We start from the raw sequence: 21,456 nt of genomic DNA, 5'->3' as shown, positions 1-21,456 counted from the left end.
GGGCATCGGGGGATGATGGACAAGGATAAGGATCAGGCCATAGCCCGAAAGGGCAGACATATCAGCATCGTCATTGCCGTGACGATGGTGATCTGGCTTGCCATGAACCTTTTCATTGGCCCCGCGCTGGGTTTGACAGCCCGGCACGCGCTGCTGTTTGATTTTGCTGCTCTGGCGGCTTTCATTTATGCGGGTGTGAACATTTTTCAACTCTGGCGCATGCGTCAGGACAGCTGAAGGTAACGAATGATGCTGAAGGATCAGGACCGGATCTTTACCAACATCTACGGGATGCACGAACGCACGCTGAAAGGCGCGCAAGCCCGCGGGCATTGGGACGGCACCGCTGGCCTGATTGAAAAGGGCCGGGACTGGATCATTCAGACAATGAAGGATTCCGGGCTGCGTGGACGCGGCGGTGCGGGCTTCCCAACAGGCCTGAAATGGTCGTTTATGCCAAAGGAAAGCGACGGTCGACCTTCCTATCTGGTGGTTAACGCGGACGAATCTGAACCCGGCACCTGCAAAGACCGTGAGATCATGCGCCATGATCCGCATACGCTGATCGAGGGTTGCCTGATCGCGTCTTTCGCGATGAACGCCCATACCTGCTATATCTACCTGCGCGGCGAATACATCCGCGAGCGTGAAGCATTGCAGGCCGCGATTGATGAGGCCTATGACGCGGGTCTTCTGGGCAAAAATGCCGCTGGTTCGGGCTGGGATTTTGATCTTTTCCTTCATCACGGGGCAGGGGCCTATATTTGTGGCGAGGAAACAGCCCTGATCGAAAGCCTTGAGGGCAAGAAGGGTATGCCGCGGATGAAACCTCCGTTCCCGGCGGGTGCGGGGCTGTACGGATGTCCGACCACTGTGAACAACGTGGAATCCATCGCGGTGGTGCCGACCATTCTGCGTCGGGGTGCGGATTGGTTCGCTGGATTTGGTCGTCAGAACAACGCTGGTACCAAGCTGTTTGCGATCTCGGGCCACGTGAACAACCCTTGTGTCGTCGAAGAGGCGATGTCGATTCCGTTTGAACAGCTGATCGAAACCCATTGCGGCGGTATTCGCGGCGGGTGGGATAATCTGCTGGCGGTTATCCCCGGTGGGTCCTCGGTTCCCTGCGTGCGTGGTGAAAACATGCGCGACGCGATCATGGATTTCGATTACCTGCGCAACGATCTGGGGTCGGGTCTGGGCACGGCAGCGGTGATTGTGATGGACAAATCCACCGACATCATAAAGGCGATCTGGCGCCTGTCGAAGTTTTACAAGCATGAAAGCTGTGGTCAGTGTACGCCGTGTCGCGAAGGCACCGGCTGGATGATGCGTGTGATGGATCGTCTGGTGCGCGGCGAGGCTGAACTGGAAGAGATCGACATGCTGTTCGACGTGACAAAACAGGTCGAAGGACACACGATCTGTGCCTTGGGTGATGCGGCCGCCTGGCCGATCCAGGGCCTGATCCGCAACTTCCGGGAAGAGATCGAAGACCGCATCAAGGCTCAGAAATCGGGCCGTATGGGTGCCATGGCAGCGGAGTGAACAAGATGGAAGTGTTTGCTGAATATAGCCACGCAATTGCGTCGGTTGTGCTATTCACACTGGTTGTATTGTTTCTGGCACCGTTTTCGGCACTGGCCAAACAAGCCAAGGGGCTGGCACCCGGTGCGACGCCAGAGCAGGACTATGCCGACAACGCGTATCGCCTGAACCGGGCTTATCTGAACGGGACGGAAACACTTCCTGCATTTGTGACAGTCATTACAGCGGCGATTTTGGTTGGTGTCAGCCCGTTTTGGGTAAACCTGCTGGCCTCGGTGGCGCTGGTTGCGCGCTTGGCGATGCTGGTGGTGCACCTGAAAGGGATTGGCAAGCCAAGCAGCGGTCCGCGGACAATTCTGTATGTGATTGGCTGGGCGTGCATGGTCGTGATCGGACTTATGGCACTGGTGGCGGCGTTTTGATAGCGACGCAGTGGAACAGAAAACAAAGAGGGAAGGTATGAAGGCCCCGAAAGCCCTTATTGTTGTGTTGGCGCTGGCTGGTGTTTCTGCATGCGGTCTGGTGAAACCGTCTGCAGATCGGTTGTTGTTCGACGGCAAGTCCTTCAGGACCAAGGCGAAGGTTGTCGACAAGAAAACCTCGCCCGCGGACTTTACGGTAGTCGTCAAAGGCGTCTCTGCTTCACTCGACGGAGCGCGCGAGGCCGGACGTCACGAAGGCACAAAATTCTGCATCCAGAACTTCGGATCGTCGCGGATTGCGTGGAAGGTGGGCCCGGACACTGACCCGCAGAAGCTCAGCATCAGCGATGATCAACTGACATTTGCAGGAACTTGCCAGCGGCCATGACCGGTGTTTTTCCATATCATCGGTTGGTGCGCGGGGTGATATTGCCTAGCAGCAGCGAACCGCTTCGTCTTGGACAGTCCAAGACGAAAGGAAAACTCATGTCTGTCATAAAACTAGTTGCCCTCGCATCGTTGATTGCCTTGCCGGTGGTGGCAGAAGCAAAGCCGCCCTTGAGGGATGTCAAAGAGATCGACAACGAACTCTACTACATCGCCATTGCAAATGAGATCTCCGAGTTCTGCCCATCGATCAGCGGGCGGCGATTGAAAGCGATCAGTGTGATGTGGGGACTGCGGTCCAAAGCGAATAATCTGGGGTACTCGGACACGGAAATCCGCTCATATGTCGAGTCGGATGCTGAAAAGGATCGGATGCGGGCCAAAGGCGAGGCCTATCTGGCGAAAAACGGCGTGTCCTACGATAGCCCCGAAACATTCTGCTCTCTGGGGCAGAAGGAAATCCAAAGAAACAGCGCCATTGGCGTTTATTTGAGAGCGAACTGAGAGCCATGTCTGACCTCCGCAAGATCAATATCGACGGGCAGGAAATCGAAGTCGATGGTGCGATGACCCTGATACAGGCTTGTGAACAAGCCGGGGTCGAGGTGCCGCGTTTCTGCTATCACGAGCGTCTGTCGATTGCGGGAAACTGCCGGATGTGTCTGGTAGAAGTGGTGGGCGGACCGCCGAAACCGGCTGCCTCCTGCGCGATGCAAGTGCGCGATCTGCGTCCAGGGCCGGAAGGGCAGCCGCCGGTGGTCAAGACGAACTCTCCCATGGTCAAGAAGGCCCGCGAGGGAGTGATGGAGTTCCTGCTGATCAACCATCCGCTGGATTGCCCGATCTGCGATCAGGGCGGCGAATGCGATCTTCAGGATCAGGCGATGGCTTATGGCCTGTCCGGTTCGCGGTTCAAGGAAGCCAAACGCGCGGTCGATGATCTGGATCTGGGACCGCTTGTGGGCACGGCAATGACTCGCTGCATCAGTTGCACCCGCTGTGTGCGCTTCACGACCGAAGTCGCGGGGATCACCCAGATGGGTCAGACAGGGCGCGGTGAGGATGCCGAGATCACCTCGTATCTGAACCAGACGCTGGATTCGAACCTACAGGGCAACATTATCGACCTGTGCCCGGTTGGGGCGCTGACCTCGAAGCCTTATGCGTTTACGGCACGCCCGTGGGAATTGACCAAAACCGAAAGCATCGACGTCATGGACGCGCTTGGATCGAACATTCGTGTCGACACCAAAGGGCGCGAGGTGATGCGCTTCCTTCCTCGCAATCATGACGGCGTGAATGAGGAGTGGATCAGCGACAAAACCCGCTTTGTCTGGGACGGACTGCGTCGCCAGCGACTGGACAAGCCTTACATTCGCGAAAACGGTAAGCTGCGCCCGGCCTCATGGTCCGAAGCACTGACCAAGGCCGCAGATGCGCTGAAAGGCGCCAAGAAACCCGCTGGCATCGTCGGTGATCTGGTACCGGTCGAAGCCGTATTCGCGTTGAAGCAGATGATCGAAGGGCAGGGCGGTGTTGTCGAATGCCGTACCGATGGGGCCAAGCTTCCGGTCGGGAACCGTGGCGCATATGCCGGGACCGCCGCGATTGAGGATATCGACACGGCGGAGCGTATTCTTCTGATTGGCACCAACCCGCGCGATGAAGCACCGGTTTTGAACGCGCGTATCCGCAAGGCGTGGGCGCATGGGGCCGAAGTCGCTTTGGTGGGTACAGCAGTCGATCTGACTTATGGGTACCATCATGTGGGCGATGATCGCGCAGCGCTGCAAAAGGTTGTCGATATGGGCGGCGACGAAGAAATCAGGGGCAAACGCTCGCTGGTCGTCGTCGGGCAGGGCGCGCTGCAGGAAGCGGATGGTGCCGCTGTTCTGGCTGCCGCGCAAACGATTGCCGCAAATACGGAAAGCGGCCTGATCATTCTGCACACTGCGGTGTCGCGCGTGGGCGCGATGGATGTGGACGCCACCAACGATGGCGGCATGGAAGCAATCAATGCTGCCGATGTGATCTATAACCTTGGTGCGGATGAGATCGAAATCGGCGAAGGCGCCTTTGTGATCTACCAGGGCAGCCACGGGGATCGGGGCGCGCACCGCGCAGATGTGATCCTGCCGGGCGCGGCCTATACCGAGGAAAATGGTCTGTTCGTGAATACGGAAGGCCGTCCGCAACTGGCGATGCGCGCCGGGTTTGCACCGGGTGAGGCCAAGGAAAACTGGGCGATCCTGCGTGCGCTGTCGGCCGAACTGGGCGCGACGCTCCCCTATGACTCGCTGGCGCAGTTGCGTACAGCCTTGATCGAGGCGGTTCCGCATCTGGCCCGCATCGACGAGGTGATCGAGAATGAGGTTCAGGCGCTGGAGGCCGGTTCTCTGGGCCAGGCGACATTCCGCAATGCGATCAAGGATTTCTATCTGACCAACCCGATCGCACGGGCCTCGCAACTGATGGCCGAGCTGTCGGCGCAGGCGCAGGCCCGCAAAGCTGAGAAGATTGCGGCGGAATGAACGAAAGCTGTTTCATATCGCAAGCCAGCGCCGTGGTCGGGTGGCACCTGACTGCGCCGGAAATGTGCGTGAAACGAAAGAAAAAGGGTGGCGCAATGGCGGCAGATACTGTTTACACCAACGCGCCGACCCAGCCGCAGTTTGCGCAGGCATCTGGCCTTTGCATCGCGCGCGAAAAACGGAATACCCACGGTGTGAGGACCAATGGCTGAATTCTTTAACACCCCCGGCGGAATAGCCATCATCATTCTGGCGCAAGTGCTTGCTGTTGTTGCCTTCGTGATGATCTCGCTGTTGTTCCTTGTTTATGGCGACCGCAAGATCTGGGCCGCTGTCCAGATGCGCCGCGGGCCCAACGTGGTCGGCGTCTACGGTCTGCTGCAATCGGTGGCGGATGCGTTGAAATACGTCGTCAAAGAGGTCGTGATCCCCGCAGGAGCCGACCGTACGGTTTTCATCCTCGCGCCGCTCACTTCTTTCGTGCTGGCGATGATCGCCTGGGCGGTGATCCCGTTCAACGATGGCTGGGTCCTGTCGGATATCAACGTTGCGATCCTCTATGTCTTCGCCGTATCTTCGCTTGAGGTTTATGGCGTGATCATGGGCGGTTGGGCGTCGAACTCAAAGTACCCGTTCCTCGGCTCGTTGCGCTCTGCCGCGCAGATGATTTCATACGAGGTTTCCATCGGCCTGATCATCATCGGTGTGATCATCTCGACCGGGTCGATGAACTTTGGTGACATCGTGCGGGCACAGGATGGGTCGTTCGGGTTCTTCAGCTGGTACTGGCTGCCGCATTTCCCGATGGTCTTCCTGTTCTTCATCTCGGCACTGGCCGAGACGAACCGACCACCGTTTGACTTGCCCGAAGCGGAATCGGAACTGGTGGCGGGTTATCAGGTCGAATACTCGGCCACGCCCTTCCTGCTGTTCATGGCGGGCGAATACATCGCCATCTTCCTGATGTGCGCCCTGACGTCACTGCTGTTCTTCGGCGGATGGCTGTCGCCGATCCCGGGCCTGCCGGACGGTGTGCTGTGGATGGTCGCCAAGATGGCGTTCTTCTTCTTCATCTTCGCGATGGTCAAGGCCATCACGCCCCGCTACCGCTATGACCAGCTGATGCGGTTGGGCTGGAAAGTGTTCCTGCCGTTCAGCCTCGTTTGGGTGGTTTTTGTTGCCTTCGCGGCAAAATTCGACTGGTTCTGGGGCGCGTTTGCGCGTTGGAGCGTAGGAGGCTGATATGACCCAAATCGACTACACCCGCGCTGCCAAATACTTCCTGCTGCAAGACTTTTGGGTCGGCTTCAAACTTGGCATGAAGTACTTCTTCGCACCCAAGGCCACCGTGAACTATCCACACGAAAAAGGCCCCCTGTCCCCGCGCTTCCGGGGTGAACACGCCCTGCGTCGTTATCCCAACGGTGAGGAACGCTGCATCGCCTGTAAACTGTGCGAGGCGGTGTGCCCGGCGCAGGCCATCACCATCGACGCCGAGCCGCGCGAGGACGGCAGCCGCCGCACCACGCGCTATGACATCGACATGACCAAGTGCATCTATTGCGGCTTCTGTCAGGAAGCATGCCCGGTTGATGCCATCGTCGAAGGCCCGAACTTTGAATTCGCGACAGAAACCCGGGAAGAGCTGTTCTACGACAAGGAAAAACTCCTGTCGAACGGCGAGCGCTGGGAAGCCGAGATCGCGCGCAATCTGGAACTGGACGCACCGTACCGATGACTGACAGCCCGACAAATCCGTTCGAGCTGATGATGAAGCAGGCTCAGGACATGGCCAAGGCGATGAACCCGGCGATGGAAAGCTTCTCGCCCAAAGGGTTCGAGGCGCTGTGGCCGACCATGCCCAAAGAGGTCATGGAGATGATGTTCGGCAACACCGTCAACAAGGACGGGCTGGATGCCAAAACGCGCCTGTTGCTGACGCTTGCCGGGCTGACCTGTCAGGGCGCGCAGGCGGATTCGGCCGTGCGTCAGACCGTGCGCCATGCGCTTGAGGCGGGCGCAAAGAAACAAGAGATCGTGGAAACGATCGGTCAGATGTCGGTCTTTGCCGGCATCCCGGCCATGACCCGCGCGCTGGATCTGGCGCAAGAGGTCATGGGCGACAACGAGGATGAGGATCAATGACCGTCTTTGCCTTCTACCTGTTTGCCATCAGCGCCATCACCGGCGGGCTGTTCACGGTGATCAGCCGCCAGCCGGTTCACTCGGTCCTGTGGCTGATCCTGGCGTTTCTGTCCTCGGCAGGGCTGTTCGTGCTGCTGGGGGCCGAGTTCGTGGCGATGCTGCTGGTCATCGTCTATGTCGGCGCGGTCGCGGTTCTGTTCCTCTTCGTGGTGATGATGCTGGACGTGGATTTTGCCGAGCTCAAGGCCGAAATGGCGCGCTATATGCCGCTGGCCCTGCTGATTGGTCTGATCATCCTGATGCAGTTTGTCATGGCCTTTGGGGCTTGGGACAGCGCACAGGGTGCTGCGGCCAATCTGGTGCAACCGGTCCCGGCAGACCGCCACAACACCGAGGCGCTTGGCCTCATCCTTTACGATCAGTACTTCCTTCTGTTCCAACTGGCGGGCCTGATCCTGCTGGTGGCCATGATCGGAGCCATCGTTCTGACACTGCGCCACCGCAAGGACATCAAGCGTCAGGACATCATCGGCCAGATGATGCGCGACCCGGCCAAGGCGATGGAGTTGAAGGACGTGAAACCGGGGCAGGGGTTGTGAATAAGATGAAGTTATTTTTCGCAACCTTGGCATTGGCAGGTCTGTCGACGATGGCATCGCAGTCTTACGCCCAAACTGTGGGAGAACTGCTGCACGGTTGTGAAGACGTGTTGAAGCCCAGGGGTGAACGTAACTCGACCTTGCATTCAGATGGCGTGATGTGTCTTGGGATAGCCGCAGGTGTTTCTCAGGTGCTGTGGTTTAACTGCTCATCGCGAACTGAAGGCAACTATCCCCATGACACATTAGTTGCGGCTATGCCGCCATCACGAACTGCGGCTCTGCAAGCTTTCGTCAATTGGAGCAAAGAAAACCCTGGCATGTGGGGCTTTCAAGCTGAACTCGGATTCATAGAAGCGTTGCCAACGTATTTTCCGTGCACCGAACAAAGCGCCGGCGCGGTAGAGGGATAAGTAAGAATGATCGGACTTGAACACTATCTCACCGTCGCGGCGACGCTGTTCGTCATCGGCATCTTCGGTCTCTTCCTGAACCGCAAGAACGTCATCATCCTGCTGATGAGCATCGAACTGATGCTGCTGGCGGTAAATATCAACCTCGTGGCGTTTTCCAGTTTCCTCGGCGATCTGGTCGGGCAGGTGTTCACGCTGTTCGTGCTGACCGTTGCGGCGGCCGAGGCGGCGATTGGTCTGGCCATTCTGGTCTGTTTCTTCCGCAACCGCGGCACCATCGCGGTTGAAGACGTCAATATGATGAAGGGGTAAGGGAACATGGAAACCACCATCCTCTTTGCCCCGCTGGTGGGCGCGCTGATTTGCGGGTTCGGCTGGAAGTTCATTGGCGAGAAGGCTGCCATGTGGACCGCCACGGGCCTGCTGTTTCTGGCCTGTCTGCTGTCCTGGATCGTGTTTTTTGCCTTCGACGGCCACACACAGCAGATCGAGATCATGCGCTGGATCGAGAGCGGCTCGCTTTCGACAAGCTGGGCCGTCCGTCTGGACCGACTGACGGCAATCATGCTGATCGTGGTGACGACCGTCTCGGCGCTCGTGCACCTGTATTCCTTCGGCTACATGGATCACGACCCGCAATGGCGCGAAGGCGAAAGCTATAAGCCGCGCTTCTTTGCCTATCTGTCCTTCTTCACCTTCGCCATGCTGATGCTGGTGACGGCGGACAATCTGGTGCAGATGTTCTTTGGCTGGGAAGGCGTGGGTGTCGCCTCATACCTGCTGATCGGGTTCTATTATCGCAAGCCTTCGGCCAATGCGGCGGCAATCAAGGCTTTCGTGGTCAACCGGGTTGGTGACTTTGGGTTTGCTCTGGGCATCTTCGCGCTGTTCTTCCTGACCGACAGTATCAACTTCTCGGATATCTTTGCCTCTGCCCCTGCTTTGGCCGAAGAAAAGCTGCATTTCCTGTGGGGGGAGTGGACCGCGATCGAAGTGATCTGCGTGTTGCTGTTCATCGGCGCTATGGGTAAGTCGGCGCAGTTGATCCTGCACACATGGTTGCCGGATGCGATGGAAGGCCCGACGCCTGTGTCAGCGCTGATCCACGCTGCGACCATGGTGACCGCAGGTGTCTTTTTGGTCTGCCGCATGTCCCCGCTGATGGAGTTCGCACCGGGCGCGACAGGGTTCATAACCGTTCTTGGGGCCTCGACTGCGTTCTTCGCTGCTACTGTTGGTCTGGTTCAGACCGATATCAAACGTGTCATCGCGTATTCGACCTGTTCGCAGCTGGGCTACATGTTTGTGGCGGCGGGCGTCGGCATGTATTCGGCGGCGATGTTCCACCTGTTCACGCATGCCTTCTTCAAGGCCCTGTTGTTCCTTGGGGCCGGTTCCGTGATCCACGCGATGCATCACGAACAGGAGATGACCGAATATGGCGGTCTGCGCAAAAAGATCCCCTATACCTTCTGGGCGATGATGATCGGCACTTTGGCGATTACCGGTGTTGGCATCCCGCTGACCACCTTTGGTTTTGCCGGTTTCCTGTCAAAAGACGCAATTATCGAGAGTGCCTATGCGGGCGGATCAAGCTATGGCTTCTGGTTGCTGGTCGTCGCTGCCGCGTTCACCTCGTTCTACAGCTGGCGTCTGATCTTCCTGACCTTCTATGGCGAGCCGCGCGGCGACAAGCACACGCATGATCACGCACATGAAAGCCCGAAGGTGATGTTGGTGCCGCTGGGAGTTCTGTCGCTGGGTGCGGTATTCGCGGGCATGATCTGGTACGGAAACTTCTTTGGCCATGCGGACAAGGTTGGCAAATTCTACGGTATTCCGGTTGCAGAAGCTTCAGAGCATGCCGAGGCCGGTGATCACGCGGCGGCGGATGCGTCGCACAGCGAAGACAGCCATGCCGATGAAAGCCATGCGGCTGACAGCCATGCTGATGAAGGTCATGGTGAGAAGGATGTCAAGGGTGGCGATCATCACTATGTCTTTGCGGGCGAGCCGGGTGAAGGTGCGCTTTATATGGCGCCGGACAACCACATTCTGGAGGATGCGCATGCGGCCCCGAAATGGGTCAAGGTTTCACCCTTCGTCGCCATGTTGCTTGGCTTTGTCGTGGCCTATTGGTTCTACATCGTGAACACATCGCTGCCGGCACGTCTGGCCGCGAACCAGCGTCCGCTGTACCTGTTCTTGCTGAACAAATGGTATTTCGACGAAATCTACGACGCGATCTTTGTCAAACCCACTATCGCTCTTGGCCGGTTCCTGTGGAAACGCGGTGACGGCAACACGATTGACGGCTTCCTGAACGGGGTTGCAATGGGCGTTGTTCCCTTCTTCACCCGCCTCGCAGGCAAGGCGCAGACCGGGTACATCTTTACTTACGCCTTCTGGATGGTTTTGGGCATTGCGGCCCTTGTCACCTGGATGTCGATCGGCGGAGGCGCACACTAATGGACAATATCCTATCTATTGTCACCTTTATCCCCGCCATCGCAGCAAGCATTCTGGCGCTGTTCCTGCACGGCAGCGACGTCGCGGCTCAGCGCAACGCCAAGTGGATTGCATTGCTGGCGACAACTGTGACGTTTCTGGTGTCAATTGGCATCTACACAGGCTTTGATCCTTCGAACACCGGCTTCCAGATGGTGGAAGAGGGTGAATGGCTGATGGGTCTGAAATACAAGATGGGCGTGGATGGCATTAGCGTTCTGTTCGTGTTGCTGACCACTTTCATCATGCCGCTGACCATTCTGGCCAGTTGGAATGTGACAGACCGCGTCAAGGAATACATGATTGCTTTCTTGCTGCTGGAAACGCTGATGCTGGGCGTGTTCATGGCGCTGGATCTTGTGCTGTTCTACCTGTTCTTCGAGGCAGGTCTGATCCCGATGTTCCTGATCATCGGTATCTGGGGCGGCAAGGAACGTATCTATGCCAGCTTCAAGTTCTTCCTTTACACCTTCCTTGGTTCGGTGCTGATGCTGGTGGCCATGGTCGCAATGTATGCTGACGCGGGCACCACGGATATCGAAGCTCTAATGGCCCATCAGTTCGCATCCGAGAGTTTCAGCGTGTTGGGCATCTATGTCACCGGCGGTATGCAGACGTTGATGTTCCTGGCCTTCTTCGCGTCTTTTGCGGTGAAAATGCCGATGTGGCCGGTGCACACCTGGTTGCCCGATGCGCACGTTCAGGCGCCGACGGCGGGCTCGGTTGTGCTGGCGGCGATCCTGTTGAAGATGGGCGGCTACGGCTTCCTGCGGTTCAGCCTGCCGATGTTCCCGGTTGGCTCGGCGGTGATGACTGATCTTGTGCTTTGGATGTCAGCCATAGCGGTTGTCTACACCTCGCTGGTGGCACTGGTGCAGGAAGACATGAAAAAGCTGATCGCGTATTCCTCGGTGGCGCATATGGGCTTTGTCACGATGGGCATCTTTGCTGCGAACCAGCAAGGCATTGACGGCGCGATTTTCCAGATGCTGAGCCACGGGTTCATCTCTGCCGCGCTCTTCCTGTGTGTCGGTGTGATCTATGACCGGATGCACACCCGCGATATCGAGGCTTATGGCGGTCTGGTCACCCGGATGCCCGCCTACGCTCTGGTCTTCATGCTGTTCACCATGGCCAATGTCGGCCTGCCGGGCACCAGCGGGTTTATTGGTGAGTTCCTGACACTCATGGGCACATTCCAGGTCAACACCTGGGTGACCGCTGTTGCGGCGACCGGTGTGATCTTCTCGGCAGCCTACGCGTTGTGGCTATACCGCCGCGTTGTCTTTGGAGACCTGATTAAGGAAAGCCTGAAGGCGATGACCGACATGAGCTCGCGCGAGCGGCTGATTTTTGCCCCGCTGATCGTGATGACGATCCTTCTGGGCGTTTACCCGTCGCTGGTGACCGATGTGATCGGCCAATCGACGACGGCACTCATTTCGAACTATGACACGGCTCTGGCCGCGGCTGAGGCTGCGACCCAGACTGCCGCTTCGCATTAAGGGAGCTTTGGAGACATGATCCAGGCTGATCTGACAATTATCCTGCCGGAAATCGTTCTGGCGATCTATGCGATGGTGGCTCTGTTGGGGGCTGTCTACACCTCGAGAGACGGGCTGGCTTCGGTTCTGGTCTGGACCACAGCGGGCTTGATGGCGGTCCTGGCGATCTGGATCGCAACCCAAGGCAGTGGTACCAACGTGGCCTTCAACGGCATGTTCGTAGATGACGGGTTCGCGCGTTTTGCCAAAGTTGCCATCCTTTTGTCGGCAGGTGCCGTAATGGTGATGAGCCAGGAATACATGGCACGCCGGGGTTTGCTGCGCTTTGAATATCCGTTGCTGGTGGCTCTTGCCGCCGTAGGGATGATGATGATGGTCAGCGCAGGCGATCTGATGTCTCTTTACATGGGGCTCGAGCTGCAATCCCTTGCTCTTTATGTTGTTGCCGCGCTGCGTCGTGACAGCGCAAAATCAACCGAAGCAGGGCTGAAATACTTTGTTCTGGGTGCTCTCAGTTCAGGTCTGCTGCTGTATGGTGCGTCGCTGGTCTATGGGTTCACCGGCACGACACTGTTCTCGGGCATTATTCAGACGGTCCATCATGGGGACGTCTCGGTTGGTCTGTTGTTTGGCCTGATTTTCCTGATCTCGGGTCTGGCATTCAAGGTGTCGGCGGTTCCGTTCCATATGTGGACGCCAGATGTCTATGAAGGGTCGCCGACGCCAATTACGGCTTTCTTTGCCACCGCTCCGAAAGTCGCGGCAATGGCCTTGTTTGCACGTCTTCTGCATGACGCTTTCGGAGGCGTGGTCAAAGACTGGCAGCAAGTGATTGTTTTGCTGTCCGTGCTGTCGATGCTGCTGGGGGCGGTTGCCGCAATTGGTCAGCGCGACATCAAGCGACTGATGGCGTTCTCGTCGATTGCCCATATGGGCTACGCGCTGATCGGTTTGGCGGCTGGCACCGAGTTGGGTATTCAGGCGATGCTGATGTATCTGGCGATTTATGTGACCATGAACATCGGCACGTTTGCGTTTATTCTGATGATGGAACGCGACGGCAAACCCGTCACTGACATTGATGCGCTGCGGCAGTTTTCCAAACGTGATCCGGGCAAGGCCCTTGCTGTTCTGATCCTGATGTTCTCGCTTGCCGGTGTGCCACCGATGCTGGGTTTCTTTGCAAAGTTTGGTGTTTGGCGGGCTGGTGTAAGTGCCGATTTGACCGGCCTTGTTGTGGTATCGGCCATCGCATCGGTAATTGGCGCCTTCTATTACCTGCGGATCGTGTTCTACATGTATTTCGGGGCCGAGAACGAGGACCCGATCGAAACGCGGTCGACACCCGTTCTGTGGCTCGCCCTGATGGGGTCCGCGGCGCTGATGCTGATCGGGGTCTTCTATCAGTTCGGGATCGAGGGAGCGGCCGCGGCCGCGGCAGCGACTCTTGTCAACTGAACGTTATGAACAATCTGAAAGAGGGGCTCGGTCGCGTGACCGGGCCTTTTTGATATGACCAAGTGGCCACAAGGCTATGGCCTGCACGAGGTGCAGGAAGTCGATAGCACGCTCAACGAAGCGGCGCGGATTGCCCCCAATGCCCGTGGTCCTGTCTGGATTATGGCGCATCATCAGACGGCTGCGCGTGGGCGACGCGGACGGTCATGGGCCAACCCCATGGGCAACCTTGCAGCGACCCTATTGATGCGCCCGGAAGGTGCGCCAGAACAGGCGGCACTGCGCAGTTTTGTTGCGGCATTGGCCCTGTTTGACGCTTGCGTCTCTGTGACGGGGCGTGCCGCGGGATTGTCGTTGAAATGGCCCAATGACGTACTACTGAACGGTGGCAAGCTTGCTGGTATTTTGCTGGAAAGCGCCGGGCAGGGGCGCGGTGTGGCGTATCTGTCCATCGGTATTGGCGTGAATCTGGCCAACGCCCCGGACGCCGACGCGGTAGAACCGGGCGCGGTTCGACCCGTCTCGCTTTTGTCGGAAACCGGTGTAAACGTCACGCCCGAGGATTTTCTGACCGAGCTTGCCTCGGCCTATGCCAAATATGAAGCTCAGTTTGTTACCTACGGGTTCGAACCCATTCGCACTGCGTGGCTGTCCCGAGCTGCCCGGCTGGGCGAGGTTATCACGGCGCGTACCGGCACGTCTGAGACGGTTGGGACCTTCGAAACGGTGGACGCAGCCGGTAACCTTGTCTTAAACACCGCCAAAGGTCGCGTGAGCATTCCTGCGGCGGATGTCTATTTCTGAAAGGGGCACAGATGCTTCTGGCCATTGATTGCGGCAATACCAACACAGTGTTCTCGATCTGGGATGGTCAGGAATTTCTGTGCACCCTGCGCACCTCGACCCATCACGCACGCACGGCGGACGCCTATTTCACCTGGTATTCGACCCTGGTGAAACATTACGGGATCGAGGCGAATATCTCGGATGTCATCATTGCCTCGACCGTGCCGCGCGTCGTGTTCAACCTGCGCATTTTTGCAGATCGCTTTTTTGGGTGCAGGCCGTTGGTGGTGGGAAGGCCGGATTGCCTGTTGCCCGTGCCGCCGCGCGTGGATCAAGGAACTGTGCCGGGCCCGGATCGACTGGCCAACGCGGTCGGCGCATTTGACCGTCATGGCGGCAATGTCGTCGTGGTGGACTTTGGTACCGCAACAAATTTCGACGTTGTCGCCGCGGACGGTGCCTATGTGGGGGGCGTCATCGCTCCGGGTGTTAACCTCAGCCTTGAGGCTTTGCATCAGGGCGCAGCCGCACTGCCGCATATCGACATCACGCGTCCCGAGAAGGTGATCGGTACAAATACGGTTGGTTGTATCCAGTCGGGCGTGTATTGGGGATATTCCGGCCTGATCGAAGGGCTGATCGCGCGGATCAAGGCCGAATATGGAATGCCGATGAAAGTCGTGGGAACCGGAGGGTTGGCCCCCTTGTTCGATCAGGCCGACGTGGGGTTCGACGTAATCGAGGATGATTTGACGATGCACGGCTTGACCGTGATTCATCGCTACAACAAGGAAAATGGCTCGATATGAGCAGTGAAAGATTGATCTACCTGCCGCTGGGTGGCGCGGGCGAAATTGGCATGAATGCCTATGTGTACGGATATGGTCAGCCCGGGCAGGAACGCCTGATCCTGGTGGACCTGGGCGTCACCTTTCCCGATATGGACACAACACCGGGCGTCGACCTGATCTACGCGGATATTTCATGGTTGAAAGAACGGGCCGACCGGCTGGATGGCGTTTTCATCACCCATGCGCATGAAGACCATGTCGGCGCCGTGGCTCATTGCTATGAGGCACTGGGAGCCCCGGTTTATGCCCGGGCTTTCACGGCCAATATCGCGCGTCGCAAGATGGAAGAATATGCGCACCCGACCGATGTTGTGACAACCGTGTCCGCATGGCCCGAAAAGGTCTCAGTCGGACCGTTTACGGTGGGTTTCCTTCCAGTTTCACACTCGATCCCGGAAAGTGCTGCGTTGGTCATCGACACGCCCGCAGGGCGCGTGGTGCACTCGGGTGATTTCAAGCTGGATGTAAACCCGGTCGTGGGGGAACCCTTTGATCCCGACCTGTGGGCCGAGATTTCCAAGCCGGGCGTCAAGGCGTTGGTTTGCGACAGCACGAATGTTTTCTCGGCGCATCCGGGCCGTTCGGAATCCGAGGTCGGGCCAGAGATTACCAAACTGGTCGAAAGCGCCGAGGGTATGGTTGTGGCAACTACCTTCGCGTCGAACGTGGCACGGGTCAAAACATTGGCCGAGGCGGGCGCGCGCGCGGGGCGTTCGGTTGTGTTGCTGGGGCGAGCAATGCGGCGGATGATCGAAGCTGCAACAGAAACCGGTATCCTGTCGGACTTCCCCAAGGTGATCAGCGCGGAAGAGGCGTTGGACCTGCCGCGCCAGAACCTGATGCTGATCGTGACCGGCAGCCAGGGCGAACGCCGTGCGGCAAGTGCGCAACTGGCCCGTGGCAAGTACCGAGGTCTGGAACTGTCCGAAGGCGATCTGTTCCTGTTTTCGTCGAAAACCATTCCCGGAAACGAACGTGGCGTGATTTTCATCATGAACCAGCTCAGTGAAAAGGGCGTGGATGTGGTGGATGACAGCTCGGGCCTCTATCACGTCTCTGGCCATGCGAACCGGCCTGATCTTGAGAAGGTTCACGCGCTGATCGATCCACAAATTGTGATCCCAATGCATGGAGAGCACCGTCACCTGCGCGAGCATGTCAAACTGGCTGAGCAGGGTGGCAGAACTGGCGTGCTGGCCGTGAACGGCACCATGCTGGACCTCGGCGGCAATGCTCCTGTGGTGGTCGACTATGTAGAAACCGGGCGTACCTATCTGGACGGGTCGGTGAAAATCGGTGCGTTGGATGGCGTGGTACGGGACCGTATTCGCATGGCGCTGAACGGCCACGTAACTGTGACGGTTGTTCTGGATGAAGAAGACGAGCCGCTGGGCGAACCGTGGTGCGACACGATGGGCCTGCCCGAGGTCGGAACGTCCCGCGCCGGATTGGTCGAAGTATTGGAAGAAGACCTGAACCAGTTCCTGATGCGGGCTGCGGCCAAGACCCTACGGGATGACGACAAGCTGGAAGACGAAATGCGCCGGATCGTGCGTCAGACGGCAAAAGCGGAAATCGGCAAAAAACCCGAAGTGACGGTAGTTGTCAGCCGGATGCGGTGAAATTGACCTGTCAGTCGTGCTCGGGCATCGGATAGCCTCTGAGCCGCAGGAACAGATTGGCTTCTTCGTTGTTCTGATAGAATGGAACCGATATTGGCGGCTCGGGTGAGGTCACCCGGGCCGCGACCTCGGCCAGAACAACCTCGGTGATAAACGGCAGATCCAGATCGCGCGCCCTATCCAGCTCCACCCATTGCAGATGCGACAGCTCGTCCGAGGCATGGCTGAAATCATCCAAGTCGCCCTGCAGCGCATCGGCATCGACCAGAAAGAACCGCGCATCGAACCGACGGGGGCGGCCGGGCGGTGTGACCGCGCGAAAAACAAATTGCAACGCAGCTGCCGACGGCACGTAACCCATGGCAGAAAAGCTCTGCCAGTCGTCGGGAATGCTGCCCGGCCAGTGTCCCGTCTGGCCCAGGACAAGTCCTGTCTCTTCCCAAAGCTCGCGAATTGCTGCGGCGGCAAGGGCGTGTTGTTTTCCGGATTCCGCCTGTTCCGCCAACCGCTCGGAACACAGGTCAGGCAATGTGGTCGCAAGTGGTACATCCGAATCCGCCGGATCGACCGCTCCGCCGGGGAATACGAATTTGTTGGGCATGAACACGGCCTTGGACCCACGTTGACCCATCAGGATCGACGGGTTGGTCCACCTGTTCCGCAAAACGATGACGGTTGCGGCGTCGCGGATGGCGGTCTTGTCGGTCGTCATGCCCAAAACAATCGTTTCTTGAGGCTCATGAATCGTTGCCAAAACCGTGCATACGACGCGCCCACTGATATGCGACCACAGCGCCTTTCAAGCGGGGGAGCAAAAACAGCGACAGTGCAACGCAAGCAATGGAAAACCCGATGGCCATCACCCATGGGTCCGGGCGCCAGTTCACATACGAGACGTGCAGGGCCGGGGCCAACAAGTGCCCGACCAGCAGGATCGTCAGATAGGCGGGCCCATCATCAGCGCGGTGATGAAACAGTTCCTGTCCACAGTTCGTGCAGGTGTCATTCACCTTCAGGTAGCTGTGCAACAGCTTGCCTTCGCCGCAATTAGGGCACTTGCACCGAAACCCTTTGACCAATGCAGGCCAGGTTTCACGCTCGCTCTGGGTTGTGGTGTCGATCGTCTGATCTGTCATAATATTACTCGCGCAGTAATCTTTGGCGGATAATGCGCCTGAACAGGTGATTTTTAAAGGGGGGTGCGTCGCTTTGCAACGCACCTCAGCTGAACTTCGTCGTGAAATACCACGCTGGTTCAAAAAAGTTGCTGGCACTGCGACGGAATTCCCTACTTCGCGCGTTTGAATGGATATGAGCAGCGGCACTCAGGCCGCGTTAACAAGGGAAAACCGAAATGAAAAATGCAAAATTCATCACGGCGATTGTCCTGTCGGGTGTTGCAATCACCGGCACGTCTGTTCTCGCGGCTGGCCCGGGTGGTCGTGAGCCAGTGTCCTTTCAGGAATTGGATGCCAATGGCGACGGTCAGGTGACGCAGCAAGAGATGGAAGCGCGTTTCACCGAACGCTTCTCGGCCGCGGATACTGATGGGGACGGTCAACTCAGCCTTGAGGAAATGCAGGCCGCCGCTCAGAAAAAGGCAAACGACCGGGTCGCCAAAATGTTCGAAAACAACGATGCGAACAACGACGGTTTCCTAAGCCAGGACGAGTTGCCGAAACCGCGTCGGGGTGACAAGATGTTTGACCGGATGGATGCAGATAACAGTGGTGGAATATCGGAGCAGGAATTTGCTGATGCCAAAGACCGGATGGGACGTCACCATAAGAATAAGCGCCACAAGTCGGGTGCAATCGACAACTGATGCAGGGTGGAGGACCTGACCTCTCACCTACACGATGTTCGCGGTGCGGGTTGCACCGCGAGCTCTCTCAGCGACGATGTGTTGCTGAGCCAATTCGCTGATGGTGACGCACAGGCTGCGCGGGTTTTAACCGATCGTCTCGGGCCTCTTTGTTATTCCGTCGCGTTGCGTATGTTGGGCAATCGGGCCGAGGCAGAAGACGTAACGCAGGAGGCGATGATGCGGTTGTGGCAGATGGCGCCGGATTGGGTGCCGGGTCAGGCCAAAGTGTCGACATGGTTGTATCGCGTGACGCTGAATCTGTGTGTGGACATCCGGCGCAGGAAGGCCCCCGGCAGGTTGTCGGATATTCCTGAGCCGGAAGATGGCAAAGCCAGCGTAGCCGACCGACTGCAGGATGAGGCCCGCGTGGATGCGTTGCAGCTTGCCTTGGCGCAGCTGCCCGAAAGGCAGAGGCAGGCAGTGGTTCTGCGCCACATCGAAGAGTTGCCCAACCCTGAAATTGCCGGGATCATGGGAATTTCAGTAGAAGCGGTTGAAAGTTTGACCGCGCGGGGCAAACGAAGTCTGACCGCGATATTGGCCGGGCGACGTGAAGAACTGGGGTATGACGATGACGGATGAAAACCTGGAACTGGATCATTTGTTTGCGCAGGCTCGGCAGAACCGACCGGCGCTGCCCGACGATCTGGCCGTGCGCATTCAGATTGATGCCGAAAAACTACGCCTGAGTCGCTTAAGGCCTGAACCGCGTCCACAATTTTCGCTCTGGCATCGAATGATGGGCAACGTAGGTGGCTGGCAGGGGGTGGGCGGCTTGATCGCCGCCAGTGCAGCGGGGCTCTGGATCGGCTTTTCCGCGCCGGGGTTCCTGCCCGATCCCGCCAATCTGCTGGCATCGCAAGAGGCGGCCCTTTTTGTGGCGGACCTTGGATATGACACGAGTTTTCTGGAGAGCACAGAATGAATGCTGCCCCTAAACCGAAACGCCGGTGGATGACGGTTTTGCTGGTCTTGTCATTGGCTCTGAACCTGTTGGTTGTCGGTGTTGCAGTCGGAACCATGCTGCGCCTGAAGGATGGAGTTCACACCGAAGCACCGCCGGGATTCGGCCCGGCGCTATATCGCGCTTTGCCGAAAGATGATCGAAAAGCGATGCGAGGGGAACTGTCTGCGCTACGCGAAAAAGACCTAAGAGGGCGCAGACAGGACTTTGAAGCCCTGAGCCTGGCACTGCGCACAGTGCCCTTCGATCCGGTCGCCGTTGAAGTGTTGTTGCAGAAACAGTCGCAGGCAACGGCAGAACTGCAACTAGCCTTGCAGACACAATGGCTGGCTCGCGTCACCGCCATGAGCGACGCAGAGCGGCAATCTTATGCGGACCGGTTGCAAAAGATCGTCAAACGCGGGCCGCATGGGCACAAGAAAAAGGACTGACAGGTTCAGGCTGCGCTTTGCCTGATACTCACCTGATTGCGCCCCGCTTTTTTTGCCGCGTAAAGGGCTTTGTCGGCGGCTTTCAGGATATCTTCTACAGGACCGGGTGTGCGTTCTTTTCCCGGCGTACCCGATTGCGGCATCTCCAGCCCAATGCTGATCGTGACGTTAACCTGCAAACCTTGATCCGTTAGCAGGAACGGCACGCGACAAATGCTGTCACAGATGGCCTCAGCCAGTTTTCTGGCTTGCTTTTCTGACACATCAGGCACCGCGAACATGAACTCTTCACCGCCGATACGGGCGACAAAACCCTGGGATCCAAGTGCGCTTTGCATGCGTTTTGCGGCCTGCGTCAGAACACAATCACCAGCGCCATGGCCATGGCAGTCATTGATGGTCTTGAAGTGATCCAGATCCGCCAGCATGACGGCAAAGCCACGCCCGGTACGGGCAGACTGGCGCGCGATCTGATCCAATGCCCGCATGGCGTAACGACGATTGTGCAGCCCGGTGAGCGGATCAATACAGGACTCGGCGATCCCTTTTCTCAGTGATACGCGCAGATGATCAAGCCGTGCCTTGCGCGCAATCTGATTATTCAGCCGCAACAGAATCTCTTGCGCGCAGAACCCCCCAAGGCATACGGCGTCCGCTCCTCTGTCCAGCGCTTCCGAGGCATGCACGGCATCGTTGTCCTGCAAGACGCCAATCAGGACGGTATTCCGGGTTGCTCCCCGTGACCTGAGATCCGCAAGGATATTCAGCGCGGATGGGTGCGAGCCCAATTCGACGACAATCGCGTCCGGTATCGGCCCGGACAAAACGCCTTGTAAGTTCGATTGAAGGTGCCAGCACAGATCGAAACGGTGCTGGCCTTGCAGGGCCTTGTACCAAAGGGCACCGGTTTGGACAGTATCGGCCAAGATATCAACCCGGGCCGCGTTCGGGGGGCTGATCATCACAGGGGCGGGTTCCCCAAATCCAATAGGTTGCGATCCGGTGCTGACCTGCAAATCTTGAGTAACTGCGCGCGCGCGTAAAAGGCTGCGAATGCGTGCCAGCAGCAACGTATCTTTGAAAGGATGCGTCAGCACATCGTCCAGCCCGTCTTTCAGGGCACGCAGGCGCGCGTTTTTGTCATTCTGTGCTGCCAGTACGACGACGGGCACGTCATCAAGGCCAGATACTTCGGTGAGGGCTTTTTTGACATCAGCGGCTGTTCCGTCGGGCAATGTTTGGGCTGTCAGAACAAGGTCTGGCTGCACGCGACGTGCAAGGGCTTGTAGCCCTTCAAGTTTTCCACCCTGTACCACGTGGTACCAGGCAGCAGTCAGTTGAACCTTCAGCATTATGCGGTTGGTTGATACCCCGTCGAGGACAAGGATGGTGCCTTGCACAGACATAGTCGTTCACCGT

The 21,456-nt window shown here is 57.9% G+C and carries 25 protein-coding genes; 22 read left to right on the top strand and 3 right to left on the bottom strand.

The annotated features are described in order from the left end of the window. The first annotated feature begins 15 nt into the window (after positions 1 to 15). The 18 genes from I9188_RS05770 to I9188_RS05685 all read left to right on the top strand — a co-directional run bounded on the left by I9188_RS05770 (position 16) and on the right by I9188_RS05685 (position 16,775). Positions 16 to 237, top strand: a complete 222-nt coding sequence (locus I9188_RS05770) for a DUF5337 domain-containing protein (protein ID WP_209504920.1) — start codon at positions 16 to 18, stop codon at positions 235 to 237. A 12-nt stretch (positions 238 to 249) separates the two neighbouring features. Next, the gene (gene nuoF, locus I9188_RS05765) at positions 250 to 1,548 is read left to right on the top strand and encodes an NADH-quinone oxidoreductase subunit NuoF (RefSeq protein WP_209504919.1); all 1,299 of its coding nucleotides are present in this window, start codon (positions 250 to 252) and stop codon (positions 1,546 to 1,548) included. 5 nt (positions 1,549 to 1,553) lie between these two features. Next, complete coding sequence (locus I9188_RS05760) at positions 1,554 to 1,970, top strand: MAPEG family protein (protein WP_209504449.1); 417 nt, start codon at positions 1,554 to 1,556, stop codon at positions 1,968 to 1,970. Between the two features lie 37 nt (positions 1,971 to 2,007). Beyond that, positions 2,008 to 2,358: a hypothetical protein gene (locus tag I9188_RS05755; RefSeq protein ID WP_209504448.1), complete on the top strand. Its 351-nt coding sequence runs from the start codon at positions 2,008 to 2,010 to the stop codon at positions 2,356 to 2,358. Further along, a complete protein-coding gene (locus I9188_RS05750; protein ID WP_348540322.1) occupies positions 2,355 to 2,861 on the top strand; it encodes a DUF5333 domain-containing protein in 507 nt (168 codons plus the stop codon). The genes I9188_RS05755 and I9188_RS05750 overlap by 4 nt, the downstream gene beginning before the upstream one ends. Positions 2,862 to 2,866: 5 nt before the next feature. Next, positions 2,867 to 4,888 carry an NADH-quinone oxidoreductase subunit NuoG gene (nuoG, locus tag I9188_RS05745; protein WP_209504447.1) on the top strand — a complete coding sequence of 674 codons (2,022 nt, stop codon included), beginning with the start codon at positions 2,867 to 2,869 and terminating at the stop codon, positions 4,886 to 4,888. A gap of 204 nt (positions 4,889 to 5,092) precedes the next feature. Next, entirely contained in the window at positions 5,093 to 6,130 is a 1,038-nt protein-coding gene (gene nuoH / locus I9188_RS05740) for an NADH-quinone oxidoreductase subunit NuoH (protein WP_117868407.1), read from the top strand. Between the two features lies 1 nt (position 6,131). Continuing rightward, positions 6,132 to 6,626: an NADH-quinone oxidoreductase subunit NuoI gene (gene nuoI, locus I9188_RS05735; protein ID WP_209504445.1), complete on the top strand. Its 495-nt coding sequence runs from the start codon at positions 6,132 to 6,134 to the stop codon at positions 6,624 to 6,626. Further along, positions 6,623 to 7,033 (top strand): carboxymuconolactone decarboxylase family protein, encoded by a 411-nt coding sequence (locus I9188_RS05730; protein ID WP_152458579.1) that lies wholly within the window; start codon positions 6,623 to 6,625, stop codon positions 7,031 to 7,033. The genes nuoI and I9188_RS05730 overlap by 4 nt, the downstream gene beginning before the upstream one ends. Next, positions 7,030 to 7,632 carry an NADH-quinone oxidoreductase subunit J gene (locus I9188_RS05725; protein WP_209504444.1) on the top strand — a complete coding sequence of 201 codons (603 nt, stop codon included), beginning with the start codon at positions 7,030 to 7,032 and terminating at the stop codon, positions 7,630 to 7,632. Before I9188_RS05730 ends, I9188_RS05725 begins: the two co-directional genes overlap by 4 nt. Before the next feature lie 5 nt (positions 7,633 to 7,637). After that, the gene (locus I9188_RS05720) at positions 7,638 to 8,045 is read left to right on the top strand and encodes a hypothetical protein (RefSeq protein WP_209504443.1); all 408 of its coding nucleotides are present in this window, start codon (positions 7,638 to 7,640) and stop codon (positions 8,043 to 8,045) included. 6 nt (positions 8,046 to 8,051) lie between these two features. Next, a complete protein-coding gene (gene nuoK / locus I9188_RS05715; RefSeq protein WP_005984024.1) occupies positions 8,052 to 8,357 on the top strand; it encodes an NADH-quinone oxidoreductase subunit NuoK in 306 nt (101 codons plus the stop codon). Positions 8,358 to 8,363: 6 nt separating this feature from the next. Next, positions 8,364 to 10,514, top strand: a complete 2,151-nt coding sequence (gene nuoL, locus I9188_RS05710) for an NADH-quinone oxidoreductase subunit L (RefSeq protein WP_209504442.1) — start codon at positions 8,364 to 8,366, stop codon at positions 10,512 to 10,514. After that, positions 10,514 to 12,058: an NADH-quinone oxidoreductase subunit M gene (locus I9188_RS05705; protein WP_209504441.1), complete on the top strand. Its 1,545-nt coding sequence runs from the start codon at positions 10,514 to 10,516 to the stop codon at positions 12,056 to 12,058. The genes nuoL and I9188_RS05705 overlap by 1 nt, the downstream gene beginning before the upstream one ends. Positions 12,059 to 12,073: 15 nt before the next feature. Next, entirely contained in the window at positions 12,074 to 13,516 is a 1,443-nt protein-coding gene (gene nuoN / locus I9188_RS05700; protein WP_209504440.1) for an NADH-quinone oxidoreductase subunit NuoN, read from the top strand. 54 nt (positions 13,517 to 13,570) lie between these two features. After that, the gene (locus I9188_RS05695; RefSeq protein ID WP_209504439.1) at positions 13,571 to 14,320 is read left to right on the top strand and encodes a biotin--[acetyl-CoA-carboxylase] ligase; all 750 of its coding nucleotides are present in this window, start codon (positions 13,571 to 13,573) and stop codon (positions 14,318 to 14,320) included. Between the two features lie 11 nt (positions 14,321 to 14,331). Beyond that, positions 14,332 to 15,111, top strand: a complete 780-nt coding sequence (locus I9188_RS05690) for a type III pantothenate kinase (protein ID WP_209504438.1) — start codon at positions 14,332 to 14,334, stop codon at positions 15,109 to 15,111. Beyond that, positions 15,108 to 16,775 (top strand): ribonuclease J, encoded by a 1,668-nt coding sequence (locus I9188_RS05685; RefSeq protein ID WP_209504437.1) that lies wholly within the window; start codon positions 15,108 to 15,110, stop codon positions 16,773 to 16,775. The genes I9188_RS05690 and I9188_RS05685 overlap by 4 nt, the downstream gene beginning before the upstream one ends. Positions 16,776 to 16,785: 10 nt before the next feature. Here the strand turns inward: I9188_RS05685 and I9188_RS05680 are convergent, their stop codons facing one another. Together I9188_RS05680 and I9188_RS05675 are read right to left on the bottom strand one after the other, a co-directional pair. Continuing rightward, complete coding sequence (locus tag I9188_RS05680) at positions 16,786 to 17,487, bottom strand: NUDIX hydrolase (protein WP_209504436.1); 702 nt, start codon at positions 17,485 to 17,487, stop codon at positions 16,786 to 16,788. 25 nt (positions 17,488 to 17,512) lie between these two features. Next, entirely contained in the window at positions 17,513 to 17,911 is a 399-nt protein-coding gene (locus tag I9188_RS05675) for a DUF983 domain-containing protein (RefSeq protein ID WP_209504435.1), read from the bottom strand. A 218-nt stretch (positions 17,912 to 18,129) separates the two neighbouring features. Here I9188_RS05675 and I9188_RS05670 point away from each other — a divergent pair, with 218 nt between their 5' ends. Genes I9188_RS05670 through I9188_RS05655 form a run of 4 tightly spaced genes read left to right on the top strand, consistent with a single transcriptional unit; the run spans position 18,130 to position 20,037 of the window. Next, positions 18,130 to 18,600 carry an EF-hand domain-containing protein gene (locus I9188_RS05670; RefSeq protein WP_209504434.1) on the top strand — a complete coding sequence of 157 codons (471 nt, stop codon included), beginning with the start codon at positions 18,130 to 18,132 and terminating at the stop codon, positions 18,598 to 18,600. A gap of 6 nt (positions 18,601 to 18,606) precedes the next feature. Continuing rightward, a complete protein-coding gene (locus I9188_RS05665; protein ID WP_209504433.1) occupies positions 18,607 to 19,224 on the top strand; it encodes an RNA polymerase sigma factor in 618 nt (205 codons plus the stop codon). Next, positions 19,214 to 19,567, top strand: a complete 354-nt coding sequence (locus tag I9188_RS05660) for a hypothetical protein (RefSeq protein WP_209504432.1) — start codon at positions 19,214 to 19,216, stop codon at positions 19,565 to 19,567. Before I9188_RS05665 ends, I9188_RS05660 begins: the two co-directional genes overlap by 11 nt. Next, positions 19,564 to 20,037: a periplasmic heavy metal sensor gene (locus I9188_RS05655; protein WP_209504431.1), complete on the top strand. Its 474-nt coding sequence runs from the start codon at positions 19,564 to 19,566 to the stop codon at positions 20,035 to 20,037. The genes I9188_RS05660 and I9188_RS05655 overlap by 4 nt, the downstream gene beginning before the upstream one ends. 5 nt (positions 20,038 to 20,042) lie before the next feature. On the opposite strand, the gene I9188_RS05650 is transcribed toward I9188_RS05655, so the two are convergent. Next, on the bottom strand, positions 20,043 to 21,443 hold the full coding sequence (locus I9188_RS05650; RefSeq protein ID WP_209504430.1) for a diguanylate cyclase: 1,401 nt from the start codon (positions 21,441 to 21,443) through the stop codon (positions 20,043 to 20,045). Positions 21,444 to 21,456: the final 13 nt, after the last annotated feature.

The sequence above is a fragment of the Ruegeria sp. HKCCSA071 genome (genome assembly GCF_017872555.1).
Classification (GTDB): domain Bacteria; phylum Pseudomonadota; class Alphaproteobacteria; order Rhodobacterales; family Rhodobacteraceae; genus Ruegeria.
This window is presented reverse-complemented; position numbering and strand designations above follow the sequence as displayed.